The sequence below is a fragment of the Streptomyces sp. NPDC002144 genome, from assembly GCF_053593695.1.
Genome location: NZ_JBSFDB010000010.1, coordinates 269,555 through 285,532 on the forward strand (window position 1 = coordinate 269,555; position 15,978 = coordinate 285,532).

Consider the following 15,978-nt stretch of genomic DNA (forward strand, 5'->3'; position numbering starts at 1 on the left):
GCCGGAAGGCGGCGGACCCCGCTGATCTGGTCAGCCCTCGCTCCGGGTGCGGTCCCAGAAGCCGGCGAAGGCACGCGCCGTTTCCAGGGGGCTGTCGGTGTTGGGGGAGTGTTCGGCGCCCTGGACGATCGTGCGGTGGGCGCCCAGCCGCAGGGCCATGTCGTCCAGCAGCGGCACCGGCCAGGTGTCGTCGCGCGAGCCCGACAGGACGTGGAAGGGCAGCGGTACGGCGGCGAGTTCGGCCACCCGGTCCGGCTCGACGCACAACTGGCGTCCCGTGGCGAGGAGTTGGGCCGGCTTGTTGCCCAGCCAGCGGCGCCGCAGGTCCTCCCGGTCGGCCAGCCCCTCGTCGAGGTCCCCGGCGTCGGTGTCCTCGGGCGGCTCCATGGCCTGGATCGCCTCCCACACCTCGGCCATCGTCATCACGGCGAGCGCGTCCTGGAGCAGCTTGACGCGCTGCTGCTGGGGGACGGAGATCTGGGCGGGGCCGGAGGCCATGAGGGTGAGCGAGAGGAAGGGGGAGTGGTCGAGCAGGACGGCGGCACGGGCGATCTGGCCGCCGAGGGAGTGCCCGACGAGATGCACCGGTGCGCCGACGGCTTCCGCCTGCGCGAGGACGTCCCTCGCCAACTCCGCCTGTGTGTAGGCGGATTCATCCAGCTCGGGCCCGTCGGACTCGTACTGCCCGCGTCCGTCCAGGGCGACGACCCGGTAACCGCGGGCCGTGAGATGCGCGTGCAGGGGGTTGAAGTCCTCCTTGCTGCCGGTGAACCCGGGCAGCATCAGCGCGGTCCCCTTCGCTTCCACGCCGTCCCCCACGACCGACTCCACCGCCGCGAACTCCCCACGCGCGGTACGGATCGTGTGAACACGGGCTCCTGGAGGCGGAACGAAGGTCGGCGGTCGGCTCATGGGGGCGAGGGTACCGGGTGGAGGTTTCGGGGGTGGGGGTGGGCGGTGTGGGGGGAGGGTTGGGACTGGGGGTGGGGCGTGGCTTGCGGGGGCTGGGGTCGGGAGCGGGGTGTGGGTTGGGGTGCGGGGTGCGGTTGCCTTCCGCACGGGTGCCACGGCGTACGCCGACGGCCCGGCCCACCTGGGGTGGGACCGGGCCGTCCGGGCTGTGCGTGCGGCTACCGCGTCAGGCGTCCGTGGACTCCGTCGCGGCGACCGCCTTCCGGGTCCGACGCGCCTTCGGCGCGGCCTCGGCCGTACCGTCCGCGACCTCGGCGGCTGCCGTGGCCTTGCGCGTACGACGGCGCGGGGTGGCGTCCGGCTCGTCGGCGGCCTGCGCCGGGATGGCGACGGCCGCCTTGCGGGTCCGACGCGGCGAGGCCACGGCGGATTCCTCGGCCGTCGCGCCGGCCGCGGTCTTGCGCGTGCGGCGCGGCTTGGCCTCCGTACCCTCGGCCGTGTCCACCGCGGCTTCGGCGGTCGCGGCCGTCTTCCGGGTGCGGCGGGGCTTCGCCTCGGCGCCCTCAGCGGTGTCGAGCGCCGCCTCGGCGGTCGCTGCCGCCTTGCGGGTCCGACGCGGCGAGGCCACGGCGGATTCCTCGGCCGTCGCGGTGGCCGCGGTCTTGCGCGTGCGGCGCGGCTTGGCTTCGGTGGCCTCGGCGGTGTCCACTGCGGCTTCCGCGGCGGCTGCTGCCGTCTTGCGGGTGCGCGTGCGGGGCTTGGCCTCCGTGCTCTCCGCCGTGTCGGCAGCGGTCTCCGCGGTGGCCGTCGCCTTGCGGGTGCGGCGCGGCTTGGCTTCCGTGCCTTCGGCCGTGTCGACCGCGGCTTCGGGCGCTGCGGCGGTCTTACGGGCGCGGCGCGGCTTGGCCTCGGTCGCCTCCGGGGCCTCGACGGCCACGGTGGGCTCAGCGGCCTTGCGGGTGCGGCGCGGCTTGGCCTCCGTACCCTCGGCCGTCTCGACCGCGGCTTCGGCCGGGGCCGTCACCTTTCGGGTGCGGCGCGGCTTGGCTTCGGTGGCCTCGGCGGTGTCCACTGCGGCTTCCGCGGCGGCTGCTGCCGTCTTGCGGGTGCGCGTGCGGGGCTTGGTCTCCGTGCTCTCCGCCGTGTCGGCGGCGGCCTCCGCGGCCGGCGCCGTCTTGCGGGTACGGCGGCGCGGGCGCGCGGCGGCCTCGGACTCGGCGGCTTCCTCAGCGACCGGAGCCGGCGTGACCGTCGGAGCCGGCGTGACGACCGGCGCCTCGGTGGCGACCGGCGTCTCCACGGCCGTCGGCGTCTCCACGACGGCCGGCGTCTGCGGAGTCGCCGTCAGCTCCGCCGACCTGCGGGTGCGTCGGCGGCGCGGCTTGGCGGCGGCTGCGGTCTCGGCGTCCAGGGTCGGGCCCTCGGCCGTCTCGACGGCGGTCTCCGCGGAGCTCACCGGCGTCACCTGCTCGGACGAGGCGCCCGCCCGGGTGCGGCGACGGCGACGCGGCGTGCGGGTGGCCGTCGCCTCCTCACCGGCCGTGACCTCGGACGCGGGCGCCGGGGCAGCCGTAGCGTCCGTCGGGGAGCCGCCGCGAGTGCGGCGGCGACGGCGCGGCGTGCGGGACGAGCGCTCCTGGTCCTCGGTGCGGGAGTCGGACCGGCCGTTGCGGTCGCCCCGGCCACCGCGCCCGCGTCCACCGCGGCCGCCGGTCTCGCCCAGGTCCTCCAGCTCCTCCGCGTCCAGCCCCGCGCGCGTGCGCTCGGCGCGCGGCAGGACACCCTTGGTGCCCGCGGGGATGTTCAGCTCCTCGAAGAGGTGCGGGGAGGTGGAGTACGTCTCCGGCGGGTCGTTGAAGCTCAGCTCCAGCGCCTTGTTGATCAGCTGCCAGCGCGGGATGTCGTCCCAGTCGACCAGCGTGATCGCGATGCCCTTCTTGCCCGCGCGGCCGGTGCGGCCGATGCGGTGGAGGTAGGTCTTCTCCTCCTCGGGCGACTGGTAGTTGATGACGTGCGTGACGCCCTCGACGTCGATGCCGCGCGCGGCGACGTCGGTGCAGACGAGGACGTCCACCTTGCCGTTGCGGAAGGCGCGCAGCGCCTGCTCGCGGGCGCCCTGGCCGAGGTCGCCGTGCACCGCGCCGGCGGCGAAACCGCGCTGCTTGAGCTGGTCGGCGAGGTCGGCCGCCGTACGCTTCGTACGGCAGAAGATCATGGCCAGCCCGCGGCCCTCGGCCTGCAGTATCCGCGCGACCATCTCGGGCTTGTCCATGTTGTGCGCGCGGTAGACGTACTGCGCGGTGTTCGCGACGGTCGCGCCCTCGTCGTCCGGCGCGGTGGCGCGGATGTGCGTGGGCTGCGACATGTAGCGGCGGGCGAGACCGATGACCGCGCCCGGCATGGTCGCCGAGAACAGCATGGTCTGCCGCTTCACCGGCAGCATGTCGATGATCTTCTCGACGTCGGGCAGGAAGCCCAGGTCGAGCATCTCGTCGGCCTCGTCCAGGACCAGGCACTTCACGTGCTTGAGGTTGAGCTTCTTCTGGCCGGCCAGGTCGAGGAGACGACCCGGCGTGCCGACGACGACGTCGACGCCCTGCTTCAGGGCCTCGACCTGGGGCTCGTAGGCCCGGCCGCCGTAGATGGCGAGGACGCGCACGTTGCGCACCTTGCCCGCGGTCAGCAGGTCGTTGGTGACCTGCGTGCACAGCTCGCGCGTCGGGACGACGACGAGCGCCTGCGGGGCGTCGGTGAGGTCCTCGGGCTTCGCGCGGCCCGCCTCCACGTCCGCGGGGACGGTGACGCGCTCGAGGAGCGGGAGGCCGAAGCCCAGCGTCTTTCCGGTGCCGGTCTTGGCCTGGCCGATGACGTCCGTGCCGGAGAGGGCGACGGGGAGGGTCATCTCCTGGATGGGGAAGGGGTTGATGATGCCGACGGCCTCGAGGGCCTCGGCGGTCTCGGGAAGGATTCCGAGATCTCTGAACGTCGTAGTCAGGGTGCTGCCTCTTCTGTGTGGCGCGGTGCGAGGCGAGCGCGGGGGTCTTTGACGGACCGTGCCGGGGGACGTCGGCTGCCTTACGGTCTTGCCGTAGGGCACGGGACCACTGCCGACGCTCTAGCGCTCGTACCGCTGAGGGTGTCCCTCCGGGCGCCGTACGCAATGTGCCGTACGGTGTGGAGGGCTGTCGGGTCGGAGCCGATCGGGCCACCGACCGGGCATCCTCATACGTGCGGCCCGTCGAGTACTCGGCAGGCGCATTACCACCATACCCCGGAATCACGCACACGCGATGGCCGATTTGGTCACGTAGCCGTCATCACACTGATTGACCAGGGACTTCCCCAGCTCGACGAGCGGACTATTGTGCGCTGCATGACGACGCCTGACAACACCTCTGACGCACCCGCCGAGCACACCGGAGTGGCCGCCCAGAACTGGGACCGGTCCTCCTCGGACCCCCAGTACCGTGCCGCGGTCGTCGACCTGCTCGGCGCCCTCGCGTACGGCGAGCTCGCGGCGTTCGAGCGGCTCGCCGAGGACGCCAAGCTGGCGCCCACGCTGGCGGACAAGGCGGAGCTGGCGAAGATGGCGTCGGCCGAGTTCCACCACTTCGAGCGGCTGCGGAACCGGCTGACGGAGATCGGGGAGGAGCCCACGCGCGCGATGGAGCCGTTCGTCGCCGCGCTGGACGGCTTCCACAAGCAGACCGCGCCGTCGGACTGGCTGGAGGGGCTGGTCAAGGCGTACGTCGGCGACTCGATCGCCAGTGACTTCTACCGGGAGGTCGCGGCCCGGCTCGACTCGGACACGCGCGAGCTGGTGCTGGCCGTGCTGGACGACACGGGCCACGCGGGCTTCGCGGTGGAGAAGGTACGGGCCGCCATCGACGCCGATCCGCGGGTCGGCGGGCGACTCGCGCTGTGGGCGCGGCGGTTGATGGGCGAGGCGCTGTCCCAGTCCCAGCGGGTCGTCGCCGACCGCGACGCGCTGTCCACGATGCTCGTGGGCGGGGTCGCCGACGGGTTCGATCTCGCCGAGGTGGGGCGGATGTTCTCGCGGATCACCGAGGCGCACACCAAGCGGATGGCCGCGCTGGGGCTGGCGGCCTAGCGCTCCGCGTCGGCCCCGCGCCGCTCAAGGGCGTTGCCGCCGACGTCATTCAGGTCGTCGTCCCTTGGGACGTCTCTTCGGTCGTTGTCCCCGGAGATGTCCCTGGAGAGGTCCGTGGGCGCGTCCCTTGTGACGTGCCTCGGGTCGTCCCTCGGGGCGTAGTCCCTTGAGGTTCTTGAGACTTGTGAGTCGCTGCCGCCTTGTCACGCCGGCGCCTGGCGCCGGCGGAGTCGCCCCGACGGGCGCAGAAGCAGCGACACGGAGGCCGCCGAGACGATGGCCGCGCCGAGCAGGACCAGGAGGACGTTGCCGGGGTCGAAGGCGCTGTCGGTGACGAAGGCGCCGAAGAGGGCTCCGGCGACACCGGTCGCGAGGACCAGGGAACGGGCCGGCAGTCGATGGCCGAGGCGGCGGTCCGCAGCCCACGCCAGGACCAGGCCGAGCAGGGCGGAGCCGAGCGCTTCGAACAACATCATGGGGGTCCCTCCCACACGGCCACACTGCCCATCACGGTCGTAGCCCGTCATACCCGTGACCTGCGGAATGCAATCCTCCTCTGTGCGGCACTTGTGTCCCGCATGTGGAGGAAAAAGGGGCCCGGCGACCTGTCGGTCGCCGGGCCCCTCCGTGCCGTCTTCCCAGCTGTCCTGCTACAGCGCGCCGAAGCCCACCTTGCGCGGGGCCGGCTCGCCCAGCTCCACATAGGCGAGACGCTCCGCCGGGACGAGGACCTTGCGGCCGTGCTCGTCCACGAGGGTCAGCAGCTGCGACTTCCCGGCCAGCGCCTCGGCCACGATCTGCTCGACCTCCTCGGCACTCTGACCGCTCTCCAGAACGATCTCGCGGGGCGCGTGCTGCACGCCGATCTTGACCTCCACGGCTATGTCCCTCCGACGGTCAGTGAAGTGCGCGACCTTTACGCGCCGTACCCAGCACACATTAGCCCGGTGAGGGGACGTGCACGCTCCGCCCGGGAACGCCAAGAGCGAACAGCGACCGGGAACAAATGTCCCCCGGCCCGCCTTCACAGACGTTGCTTCCGGACGGCGCTGCCTTCAGTGGGGCTGCTCGACGCCGTGCAGCGGGAAGCCCGCGATACCGCGCCAGGCCAGCGAGGTCAGCAGCTGCACCGCCTGGTCGCGCGGGACGCTGCGGTCGCTGTGCAGCCAGGAGCGGGCCACGACCTGGGCGAGTCCGCCGAGACCTGAGGCCAGCAGCATCGACTCCGCGCGCGAGAGGCCGGTGTCCTCGGCGATGACGTCGCAGATCGCCTCCGCGCACTCGTTCGTGACCTTGTCGACGCGCTCGCGCACCGCGGGCTCGTTGGTCAGGTCCGACTCGAAGACCAGCCGGAAGGCGCCGCCGTCGTCCTCGACGTACGCGAAGTAGGCGTCCATGGTCGCCCGTACGCGCTGCTTGTTGTCGGTCGTCGACGCCAGCGCGCCGCGTACCGCCTGGATCAGCGACTCGCAGTGCTGGTCCAGAAGAGCCAGGTAGAGGTCGAGCTTGCCCGGGAAGTGCTGGTAGAGCACCGGCTTGCTGACGCCGGCGCGCTCGGCGATGTCGTCCATCGCGGCCGCGTGGTAGCCCTGCGCCACGAAGACTTCCTGGGCGGCGCCCAGCAGCTGGTTCCGTCGGGCACGGCGCGGCAGGCGCGTCCCTCGCGGGCGTGCCGCCTCTGTCTGCTCGATGGCTGTCACGCCGCCTCCCAATGTCGTCCACATGCGGTGTGCGCCGCGCGGCCATCGTACTTTTCGGTAACCGTGGTGTGCGCGGTGAGAGCGCAGAATTTCACGGACCGGACGACGGCGAAAGCCGCGCAGAAGGTTTCAAACCGGGCCAGAGCGGGCAGGGGGCGGCCCCTTTCCAGCTCAGCGGCGCCCTCCGGCGCGCCGATGTCCCCCGTCAGCGGTAGTCGTCCTCGTCGATGGAGACGACGCGACGCTGTTCGATGAGGTCGGCCTCGTCCGCCCGCCCGGGGTCGACGTCCTCCAGGGGGTCGTCGCGGTCCGGGGTGAGCGGGGCGGACTGCTCCGCCGCGTCGTTCTCCGGAGCCTCGACGTCGATCTCCGGCGCCGTCTCGGCGTCGTCGTCCTCGAACGTCTCGGGGTCGGTGGGGTCGATGGCCATGGTGGGCTCCCTTCCTACGTCTCCTACTTCCCACGCCGGTGAATCCACGCGAATCTCGCTGGAAGAAGCAGGGGTCACACGCGGGTGCCCTTTTTATGAGCCTAGGAGACACGCAGAGCGGACGCTATCGGGTGTGCGGGTGTGTGTACGGGGCGTGTGTTCGGGTGTGTGCACGGGGCGTGCGTATGTGCGGGTGCCCGTGCGGTGCCCGGACCGTCTGTGATGGCGAACACAGCGGTCCTCGCGTGATCGTCTCGTAACATTGCCGCATGTCTTCGACCGAGCTGCCGTCCGTACCGGCGTCCAATGTGCTCCCGAAGGTGGCGCCCGTCAGGGTCGCCGAGGGTGAGCGGCTCAGGTCCGTGGGATTGCCCGGGATCACCCTGACCATCCGTTCGAGGCCCCCCGCGCGCGAGGGGCTGCCGCCCGCGCTGTACGTCCACGGGCTCGGCGGTTCCTCGCAGAACTGGTCGGCGCTGATGCAGGAGCTGGAGGGCGTCGTCGACGGCGAGGCGGTCGACCTGCCGGGCTTCGGAGACTCCCCGCCGCCGGACGACGGGGACTACTCCGTCACCGGGCACGCGCGTGCGGTGATCCGTTACCTCGACTCGGCCGGGCGCGGTCCGGTGCACCTGTTCGGCAACTCGCTGGGCGGCGCGGTCTCCACGCGGGTCGCGGCGCTGCGGCCCGACCTCGTGCGCACCCTCACGCTCGTCTCGCCGGCCCTGCCCGAACTCCTCGTCCAGCGCAGCGCCGTGCCCACGGCCCTGCTGGCGCTGCCGGGGGTTGCCGGGCTCTTCACCCGCTACACCAAGGAGTGGACGGCGGAGCAGCGGGTCCGCGGCGTCCTGATGCTCTGCTACGGCGATCCCGGGCGGGTGACGCCGGAGGGTTTCCGCAACGCGGTCGAGGAGATGGAGCGGCGGCTGCGGCTGACGTACTTCTGGGACGCGATGACGCGGTCGGCGCGCGGGATCGTCAACGCGTACACGCTGGGCGGCCAGCACGGGCTCTGGCGCCAGGCAGAGCGCGTCCTCGCGCCGACGCTCCTCGTGTACGGCGGCCGCGACCAGCTGGTCGGCTTCCGCATGGCCCGCAGAGCGGCCCGCGCCTTCCGTGACTCCCGCCTGCTGACCCTGCCGGAGGCGGGCCACGTGGCGATGATGGAGTACCCCGAAACGGTGGCCCGAGCGTTCGTCGAACTCCTCGCGGACAAGGGCGAGTTGCCGGACGGGGTGACGGTGGGGCCGGTGCGTCCGGGTGCCCCCGGAACCCCGGATGTGATGACAACCGCCGGTGACGGGGCGGGGGGCGCCGCGAAGCGCACGGTCTCCGCCGACGCCGGCAGCCGCGGTTCCGCCACGGGCGGTACGACTCCGGCCGAGGCCGGCGGTTTTGCGGGTGACGGCGAATCCGGTGCCGAGAGCACGGGGAGCTGAGGGCCGACGTGGGACGCCACAGCCGCCGCGGACGCACGGACGCGGCGAAGGGTGACGCAGGGGACATACAGCCCGGCTCCGCGCCGAGGCCTCGGGGAGCCGGCGGCTCCGGTGCAGCCGGGCCGGCGGACGGGGCCGGGGGATCCGCGCGCGGAGGGACGGCGAGGCTTGGGGGAGCCGACGGTCGAGCCGGACGGGCGGCTGAGCCTCGGGGTGTCGACGGTCGAACGGGACGGGCGGCCGAACCCGGGGGAGTTGGGCGAACTGGGGCGGCTGACGGCACCCCCGCGCGCGGTGTCCCTCGCGTGTCCGGTGGTACTCCCGTGCAGGGCGTTCCGGAAGTGCGTGGTGGGCATCCGCAGCAGCGGGAAACCGGGGGTGGATGGGGAGAGTTGACGCGTGAGCGGGGCGTGGGCGGACGTGGGCTCTCCGCCGGGCCCGTCGTGAGTATTCCGCGGCAACGGCAGGCGCCCGCCGGTGGGCCCGGGCCCCGGCAGGATTACCTGGACGCCTTCGGCGAGGAGGACGACGTCTTCTCGCCCCGTACCAGCGCCTCCGCCCGCACCAGCGCCTCCGCCGGTACCAGCGCCTCCGCAAACCCCGCCGATCCGTACGGCTCCGTCACCGAGTGGGACCGCACCGGTGTCGGCGTCCCTTCCGACACCGACGGCAATGACGACGACGCGCCGCCCACCGGTGTGCCCGCGCAGGCGAAGGGATCCAAGGGGCGGACGTTCACCGGCATCGCGGCCGCCGCCGTCACCACCGTGCTGGCCGTCGTGGTCGCCGGCCAGGTCACGCACGGCCGCGACGACACCACCGCACGCACGCGGTCGGCCACCGGCCAGGCGCGGGACGCCCGGACCTCGGGCAGTACCGGCTCGGCGGCGCCCTCCTCCGCGCCCACCCCGGCGACACTGACGTACGCGCAGGCCATGGACACCAAGTACCCGCTCAGCGCCACGCTCCGGGGCCCGGGCAAGTTCGACGCGATCCCGGGAGTCGACAAGGCACCGGGTAAGGGGCAGAAGTACACCTACCGGGTCGATGTCGAAAAGGGCCTCGGACTGGACGGCAAGCTCTTCGCCGAGGCGGTACAGGCGACGCTCAACGACGACCGCAGCTGGGCCCACGACGGCGCCCGCACCTTCGAGCGGATCGACTCCGGCAAACCCGAATTCGTGATCACCCTGGCCAGCCCGGGCACGACCGCGAAATGGTGCGCCAAGTCCGACCTGGACACCAGCGAGGAGAACGTCTCCTGCGATTCCGCCGCCACCGAACGCGTCATGATCAACGCGTACAGATGGGCACAGGGATCGAAGACCTATGGGGCGCACATCCATGCGTACCGCCAGATGTTGATCAACCACGAGGTCGGTCATCGACTCGGCTACAGCCACGTCCAGTGCACCAAGAACGGCCAGCTCGCGCCCGTGATGCAGCAGCAGACCAAGTTCCTCGACCACAACGGGATCCACTGCCTGCCCAACCCCTGGCCGTATCCCCGGAGTTGACAGCAACCGCATATGTCACATTGACATGAGCAGAAAGTTCATACATATTTCTGGGCATGTCGACCCCCCACGCCCTCCGTCGCGCTGCCATCGAACTGGCGCTCATCGGCGTGACCCCCATCTGTGTGGCCGACATTCACTGTCGCTGACGTCCGCCTCCAGGCGTTCGCGTCGCGATCCTGCTTCCTCACCGTGACCGCGTCACGACCGTGACCTCCTCACGACCGTGACTTCGGCCCGCACTTTCCGACGACCTGACGCCCGGGCAGACGTCTGTTCACTTTCGTCTCACTCCTCGTCCACCCGTCTCATCATTTGAGAGGTCGTCCATCCGATGCGTCATCCGTCCCCCACAGCCCGTCGTGTGGCCGCGGCATCCGTAGGCCTGGTCCTGGCGGCGGGCGCCGCCGCCTGCGGACCGAAAGACAACGATGCCAAGGGCTCCGGTGGCGACTCCACCCCCCACAAGGGCGGCACCCTGACGGTGCTCAACTCCAGCCCTCAGGAGAACTTCGACCCAGCCCGCCTCTACACCTCCGGCGGCGGAAACGTCCCGTCCCTGGTCTTCCGTACGCTCACCACCCGCAACCGCGAGAACGGCGCGGCCGGCGCCAAGGTCGTCCCCGACCTCGCCACCGACACCGGGCGCCCCAACAAGGACGCGACCGTGTGGACGTACACCCTGAAGAAGGGCCTCAAGTACGAGGACGGCACGCCGATCACGTCCGCCGACATCAAGTACGGCATCGAGCGCTCCTTCGCGCCCGAACTCTCCGGTGGCGCGCCCTACTTGCGGGACTGGCTGGTCGGCGCCGCCAACTACCAGGGCCCGTACAAGGACAAGAAGGGCCTGTCGGCGATCGAGACGCCGGACGCGCGGACCATCGTCTTCCATCTGAACAAGCCCGAGGGCGAGTTTCCGTACCTGGCCACGCAGACGCAGTTCACGCCGGTACCCCAGAGCAAGGACACGGGGACGAAGTACGCCGAGCACCCCGTCTCGTCCGGCCCCTACAAGGTCGTCAAGAACGACAACAACGGTGAGCACATCGTCCTGGAGCGCAACACCTACTGGTCGGCGGCCACGGACGCCGAGCGCAAGGCGTACCCGGACAAGGTCGACGTGAAGTCGGGGCTCGACTCGTCCGTGATCAACCAGCGGCTGTCGGCGTCCCAGGGGACGGACTCGGCCGCCGTCACGACGGACACCAACCTCGGCCCCGCCGAACTCGCCAAGGTCACGGGCGACAAGGAACTCGCGTCCCGCGTCGGCACCGGCCACTTCGGCTACACGAACTACATAGCGTTCAACCCGACGGTCAAGCCGTTCAACAACGTCAAGGTGCGCCAGGCGATCTCGTACGCCATCGACCGTTCGTCCGTGATCAACGCGGCCGGCGGCAGCGCCCTCGCCGAGGCCGCGACCACCTTCCTGCCCAACCAGAAGTCCTTCGGCTACGAGCCGTACGACCTCTTCCCGGCGGGCGCGACCGGCGACCCCGCCAAGGCCAAGGAGCTGTTGAAGCAGGCCGGTTACCCAAGCGGGCTCACCGTCACCCTGACCCACTCCAACGCCAAGGACTTCGAGACCAGTCCGGAGATCGCGACCGCCATCCAGGACGCCCTCAAGAAGGCCGGCATCACGGTCAAGCTGCAGGGTCTGGAGGACAACGACTACTCCGACACGGTCCACAGCGTGAAGACCGAGCCCGGGTTCTTCCTCGCCCACTGGGGCGCCGACTGGCCCTCCGGCGGCCCCTTCCTCGCACCGATCTTCGACGGCCGGCAGATCGTCAGGGACGGCGCCAACTTCAACACGGGCCTGCTCAATGACAAGTCGGTCAATGCCGAGATTGACGCGATCAACAAGTTGACCGATCTTGACGCCGCCGCCAAGAGGTGGGGCGCCCTGGACAAGAAGATCGGCGAGCAGGCGCTGACCGTGCCGCTGTTCCACCCCGTCTACAAGCGACTGGTCGGAAAGGACATCAGGAACGTCGTGATCAGCGACTGGACCGGTGTCCTGGACATCTCGCAGGTCGCGGTGAAGTAGCGCCGTGAGCGAGGCACTTGTCGCCGCCGAGACCCCCGAGGCGTCCGCCTCGGGGGTCTCGGGGGCCCGTCAGTTCTGGCGGCGGCTGCGAGCGCAGCGCGCCGCCCTCGTCGCGGCGGCCGTCGTCGCGCTGCTGGTCCTCGTCGCGCTCGCCGCGCCGCTGCTCACGGCGATCGAGGGCCAGGACCCGACCACCTACCACCCGTCCCTCATCGACTCCGCGCGCGGAGGCGTGCCGACCGGCTCCTTCGGCGGGATCGGCACCGACCACTGGCTGGGCGTGGAACCGCAGACCGGGCGGGACCTGTTCGCCCGGCTGGTGTACGGCGCCCGGGTGTCGCTGGGCGTGGCGCTGGGAGCCACCGCCGTGCAGGTCTTCCTCGGTGTCGTCGTCGGCATCGCCGCGGGACTCGGCAACCGATGGGTTGATCAACTGTTGAGCCGGATCAGCGACATCATCGTGGCCATGCCGCTGATGATCATGGCGTTGGCCCTGCTGGCCATCGTTCCCGGCAGCTTCCCGAGGCCGGTCCTGGTCGCGCTCATCATCGGATTCGTCGCCTGGGGCACCATCGCCAAGATCACCCGCGCGGCGACGCTCACCCTCAAGGAACTCGACTACGTCGCCGCCGCCCGGCTCAGCGGCTGGTCCACCCTGAGAATCGCCCGCCGCGAGCTGCTCCCCGGCCTGGCCGCACCCGTGATCACGTATGCCGCGCTGATGGTGCCCGTCAACATCGGCATCGAGGCCTCCTTGTCCTTCCTCGGGGTCGGCGTAAAACCGCCGACCCCGTCCTGGGGACAGATGCTCACGTCGGCTAACGTCTGGTACCAGGCCGCCCCGCAGTACCTGCTGCTGCCCGCGGGCGCGCTCTTCGTGACCGTCCTCGCCCTCACCGTCCTCAGCGACGGCGTACGCACCGCCCTGGACCCGCGCGCGGCCTCGCGCCTGCGCGTCGGCACCGGTCGCAAGGGGGAGGCGAAGGCATGACCGGCTTCACCGGATTCGCCCTGCGCCGCGCCCTGGGCGCGATCGTCACCCTGCTCGCCATCTCGGTGATCGTCTACGTGGTCTTCTACGCCACTCCCGGCAACGTCGCCCAGATCACCTGCGGTCCGCGCTGCTCGCCCGAACAGGTCCACCAGGTCGCCCAGCAGCTCAAGCTCGACGACCCGCTGTACCTGCGCTACTGGCACTTCCTGCAGGGCGTCGTCGTCGGCCAGGACTACTCGACCGGCACGTCCGTGGAGCACTGCTCGGCGCCCTGCCTCGGGCTGTCGTACCAGAGCGACCAGCAGGTCATGCAGATCATCGTGGGCAAGCTCCCCGTCAGCCTGTCGCTGGTGCTCGGCGCGATGGTGCTCTGGCTGTTGCTGGGCGTCGGCACCGGCGTGCTCTCCGCCTGGCGGCGCGGCCGGCTGAGCGAGCGGGCCCTGACCGGTGTGACCCTCGCGGGCGTCGCCACACCGTCCTTCGTCATCGGCCTCGTCCTGGTGATCGTGGTCTGCGGGCAACTGGAACTGCTTCCGTTCCCGGAGTACGTCCCCCTCTCCGACGACCCCGAGCAGTGGATGTGGAACCTGCTGCTGCCCTGGCTGACCCTCGCCCTCGGCGAGGCGGCCTACTTCGCCCGGCTGACCCGGGCGTCGATGCTGGAGACGCTCGCGGAGGACCACATCCGCACCTTCCGGGCCTACGGCGTCGGCGAGCGGTCGATCGTCGGCCGCCACGCCCTGCGCGGCGCCCTCGCGCCGATCATCGCGCTGAACGCCAACGACGTCGGCGCGATGGTGGGTGGCGCGGTGCTGACCGAGACCCTCTTCGGCCTGCCCGGCATCGGCCAGGAACTCGTCCACGCGGTCAATGTGGTCGACCTGCCGGTCGTCGTCGGCATGGTCCTGGTCATCGGGTTCTTCGTGGTCCTCGCCAACGCCGTCGCGGACGTGCTGTACGCGGTGGCCGACCGACGGGTGGTACTGACGTGAGTCTCGTCCAAGTCACGGATCTGACCGTCGAGTTCGGCGACCTCAGAGCCGTCGACGGCCTCTCCTTCACGCTGGCGCAGGGCGCCGCCCTGGCCCTGGTCGGCGAGTCCGGCTCAGGCAAGTCCACCGTCGCCTCGGCTCTGCTGGGTCTGCACCGCGGCACGGGAGCGCGGGTCGGCGGCTCGGTCGAGGTCGCCGGCGTCGACGTACGCAAGGCGCCCGAGGAGGAGTTGCGGCGGCTGCGCGGTGCGAAGGCCGCGATGGTCTTCCAGGACCCGCTGTCCTCCCTCGACCCCTACTACGCGATCGGCGACCAGATCGCCGAGGTGTACCGCGTGCACACGCGCGTGTCGCGACGAGCGGCACGCGCGCGTGCGGTGGAGGTGCTGGACCGGGTTGGGATTCCGGACGCACAACGCCGGTCCCGCTCCCGTCCGCACGAGTTCAGCGGCGGCATGCGCCAGCGCGCGCTCATCGCCATGGCGCTGTCCTGCGAGCCCGACCTGCTGATCGCCGACGAGCCGACCACCGCGCTGGACGTGACCGTCCAGGCGCAGATCCTCGACCTGCTGCACACCCTGCGCGAGGAGACCGGGATGGGCCTGCTGCTCGTCACCCACGACGTGGGCGTGGCCGCCGAGAGCGTCGACGAGGTGCTGGTCATGCGGCACGGACGCGTGGTCGAGCACGGCCCCGTGGCGGACGTGCTGGGAGCGCCCGCGGAGACGTACACGCGCGAACTGCTGGCCGCGGTCCCGCGCGTGGAGGTGCCACGCGCGGAGTTCCCTGCGCGGGAGGTCCAGGGCGGCGCCTCCCCCGAGGGCCGGACGGAGGCAGGCCCGGACGTGCCGTCCTCCACCGAGGACGTCGTCCTGGAGGCCGTCGGGCTACGGCGTGAATTCGGGCGCGGCAAGCGGGCGTTCACCGCCGTGGACGACGTGTCGCTGACCGTACGCCGGGGGGAGACCCTCGGGGTCGTCGGCGAGAGCGGCAGCGGCAAGACGACCCTGGGCCGGATGCTGGTCGGGCTGCTGGAGCCGACCGCGGGCGAGGTCCGGGACGACGGCCACGCGCGCGTGGGGGTGAATCCGGCGGTGCAGATGGTCTTCCAGGACCCGGTCTCGTCCCTCAACCCCCGCCGCAGCGTGGGCGAGTCGATAGCCGACCCGCTCCGCGCGCGCGGCGAGCGCGACGAGGTACGCATCCGGGGGCGCGTGACGGAACTGCTGGAGCGGGTGGGGCTCGAAGGGCCGCACTACGACCGCTACCCGCACGAGTTCAGCGGCGGCCAGCGCCAGCGCGTGGGCATCGCGCGGGCGCTCGCGGCCGACCCGCGCGTGATCGTCTGCGACGAGCCCGTCTCCGCGCTCGACGTCACCACCCAGGCCCAGGTCGTCGCCCTGCTCGCCGAACTCCAGCGCGAACTCGGCCTCGCCCTGGTCTTCGTCGCGCACGACCTCGCCGTGGTCCGCCAGGTCAGCGACCGCGTCGCGGTGATGCGCCAGGGCCGGATCGTGGAGTCCGGGACCGCCGACGAGGTGTACGACAACCCCCAGGACCCGTACACCAGGCAGCTCCTGGCCGCCGTACCAGCCCTCGACCCCGAGGTCGCGGCCCGGCGCAGAGCGGCCCGACGAGAGCTGGCCGCAGCCTGACCGTACGTATCCGGATGATCTCGTAGCGCGATCGAACGCGACTCGCACGGGAAAGTTACGACCGTTCACCCCTTTTGGTGGGGGGGCGGCCGACAGGCCGACGGCGCCGCCCCCCGCCGCCCGCACGATTTTACCCCCTCCGTAAATCAAGACCCAAAAAAAAACCGACAGAGGT

14 protein-coding genes are annotated in these 15,978 nt (G+C 71.4%); 8 read left to right on the top strand and 6 right to left on the bottom strand.

The genetic code is table 11. The features are described 5' to 3' along the window. Positions 1-30: 30 nt before the first annotated feature. Entirely contained in the window at positions 31-912 is an 882-nt protein-coding gene (locus tag ACWCQ1_RS18140; RefSeq protein WP_451026872.1) for an alpha/beta fold hydrolase, read from the bottom strand. A 226-nt stretch (positions 913-1,138) separates the two neighbouring features. Next, positions 1,139-3,814: a DEAD/DEAH box helicase gene (locus ACWCQ1_RS18145; RefSeq protein ID WP_451026873.1), complete on the bottom strand. Its 2,676-nt coding sequence runs from the start codon at positions 3,812-3,814 to the stop codon at positions 1,139-1,141. A 471-nt stretch (positions 3,815-4,285) separates the two neighbouring features. Between ACWCQ1_RS18145 and ACWCQ1_RS18150 the strand changes: the two genes are divergently transcribed. After that, positions 4,286-5,023 carry a ferritin-like domain-containing protein gene (locus ACWCQ1_RS18150; protein WP_207929807.1) on the top strand — a complete coding sequence of 246 codons (738 nt, stop codon included), beginning with the start codon at positions 4,286-4,288 and terminating at the stop codon, positions 5,021-5,023. Positions 5,024-5,226: 203 nt separating this feature from the next. Here ACWCQ1_RS18150 and ACWCQ1_RS18155 read toward each other — a convergent pair whose 3' ends face one another. The 4 genes from ACWCQ1_RS18155 to ACWCQ1_RS18170 form a co-directional block, all read right to left on the bottom strand. Continuing rightward, the gene (locus ACWCQ1_RS18155) at positions 5,227-5,499 is read right to left on the bottom strand and encodes a hypothetical protein (RefSeq protein ID WP_208779906.1); all 273 of its coding nucleotides are present in this window, start codon (positions 5,497-5,499) and stop codon (positions 5,227-5,229) included. A gap of 174 nt (positions 5,500-5,673) precedes the next feature. Continuing rightward, complete coding sequence (locus tag ACWCQ1_RS18160) at positions 5,674-5,901, bottom strand: DUF3107 domain-containing protein (protein WP_133044496.1); 228 nt, start codon at positions 5,899-5,901, stop codon at positions 5,674-5,676. 177 nt (positions 5,902-6,078) lie between these two features. Further along, positions 6,079-6,723 (bottom strand): TetR/AcrR family transcriptional regulator, encoded by a 645-nt coding sequence (locus tag ACWCQ1_RS18165; RefSeq protein ID WP_133044497.1) that lies wholly within the window; start codon positions 6,721-6,723, stop codon positions 6,079-6,081. A gap of 205 nt (positions 6,724-6,928) precedes the next feature. Further along, positions 6,929-7,153, bottom strand: coding sequence for a hypothetical protein (locus ACWCQ1_RS18170; RefSeq protein ID WP_133044498.1), 225 nt, complete (start codon positions 7,151-7,153; stop codon positions 6,929-6,931). Positions 7,154-7,422: 269 nt separating this feature from the next. Between ACWCQ1_RS18170 and ACWCQ1_RS18175 the strand changes: the two genes are divergently transcribed. From ACWCQ1_RS18175 to ACWCQ1_RS18205, 7 genes are all read left to right on the top strand, one after another. Continuing rightward, on the top strand, positions 7,423-8,592 hold the full coding sequence (locus ACWCQ1_RS18175; protein WP_133044499.1) for an alpha/beta fold hydrolase: 1,170 nt from the start codon (positions 7,423-7,425) through the stop codon (positions 8,590-8,592). A gap of 8 nt (positions 8,593-8,600) precedes the next feature. Beyond that, positions 8,601-10,109: a DUF3152 domain-containing protein gene (locus ACWCQ1_RS18180; RefSeq protein WP_451026874.1), complete on the top strand. Its 1,509-nt coding sequence runs from the start codon at positions 8,601-8,603 to the stop codon at positions 10,107-10,109. Between the two features lie 56 nt (positions 10,110-10,165). Continuing rightward, positions 10,166-10,258, top strand: coding sequence for an Ms4533A family Cys-rich leader peptide (locus ACWCQ1_RS18185; RefSeq protein WP_358594159.1), 93 nt, complete (start codon positions 10,166-10,168; stop codon positions 10,256-10,258). Between the two features lie 185 nt (positions 10,259-10,443). Continuing rightward, positions 10,444-12,162 carry an ABC transporter substrate-binding protein gene (locus ACWCQ1_RS18190; protein WP_451026875.1) on the top strand — a complete coding sequence of 573 codons (1,719 nt, stop codon included), beginning with the start codon at positions 10,444-10,446 and terminating at the stop codon, positions 12,160-12,162. A 4-nt stretch (positions 12,163-12,166) separates the two neighbouring features. Further along, the gene (locus ACWCQ1_RS18195; protein ID WP_451026876.1) at positions 12,167-13,153 is read left to right on the top strand and encodes an ABC transporter permease; all 987 of its coding nucleotides are present in this window, start codon (positions 12,167-12,169) and stop codon (positions 13,151-13,153) included. Then, on the top strand, positions 13,150-14,148 hold the full coding sequence (locus tag ACWCQ1_RS18200) for an ABC transporter permease (protein WP_451026877.1): 999 nt from the start codon (positions 13,150-13,152) through the stop codon (positions 14,146-14,148). Before ACWCQ1_RS18195 ends, ACWCQ1_RS18200 begins: the two co-directional genes overlap by 4 nt. Beyond that, positions 14,145-15,803, top strand: coding sequence for a dipeptide ABC transporter ATP-binding protein (locus ACWCQ1_RS18205; protein ID WP_133044504.1), 1,659 nt, complete (start codon positions 14,145-14,147; stop codon positions 15,801-15,803). Before ACWCQ1_RS18200 ends, ACWCQ1_RS18205 begins: the two co-directional genes overlap by 4 nt. Positions 15,804-15,978: the final 175 nt, after the last annotated feature.

Excerpts from the sequence above, each read along its gene's own strand:
- ACWCQ1_RS18140 (WP_451026872.1), bottom strand. The coding sequence starts at position 912 with ATGAGCCGACCGCCGACCTTCGTTCCGCCTCCAGGAGCCCGTGTTCAC.
- ACWCQ1_RS18145 (WP_451026873.1), bottom strand. The coding sequence starts at position 3,814 with ATGACCCTCCCCGTCGCCCTCTCCGGCACGGACGTCATCGGCCAGGCC.
- ACWCQ1_RS18150 (WP_207929807.1), top strand. The coding sequence starts at position 4,286 with ATGACGACGCCTGACAACACCTCTGACGCACCCGCCGAGCACACCGGA.
- ACWCQ1_RS18155 (WP_208779906.1), bottom strand. The coding sequence starts at position 5,499 with ATGATGTTGTTCGAAGCGCTCGGCTCCGCCCTGCTCGGCCTGGTCCTG.
- ACWCQ1_RS18170 (WP_133044498.1), bottom strand. The coding sequence starts at position 7,153 with ATGGCCATCGACCCCACCGACCCCGAGACGTTCGAGGACGACGACGCC.
- ACWCQ1_RS18175 (WP_133044499.1), top strand. The coding sequence starts at position 7,423 with ATGTCTTCGACCGAGCTGCCGTCCGTACCGGCGTCCAATGTGCTCCCG.
- ACWCQ1_RS18185 (WP_358594159.1), top strand. The coding sequence starts at position 10,166 with ATGTCGACCCCCCACGCCCTCCGTCGCGCTGCCATCGAACTGGCGCTC.
- ACWCQ1_RS18190 (WP_451026875.1), top strand. The coding sequence starts at position 10,444 with ATGCGTCATCCGTCCCCCACAGCCCGTCGTGTGGCCGCGGCATCCGTA.
- ACWCQ1_RS18200 (WP_451026877.1), top strand. The coding sequence starts at position 13,150 with ATGACCGGCTTCACCGGATTCGCCCTGCGCCGCGCCCTGGGCGCGATC.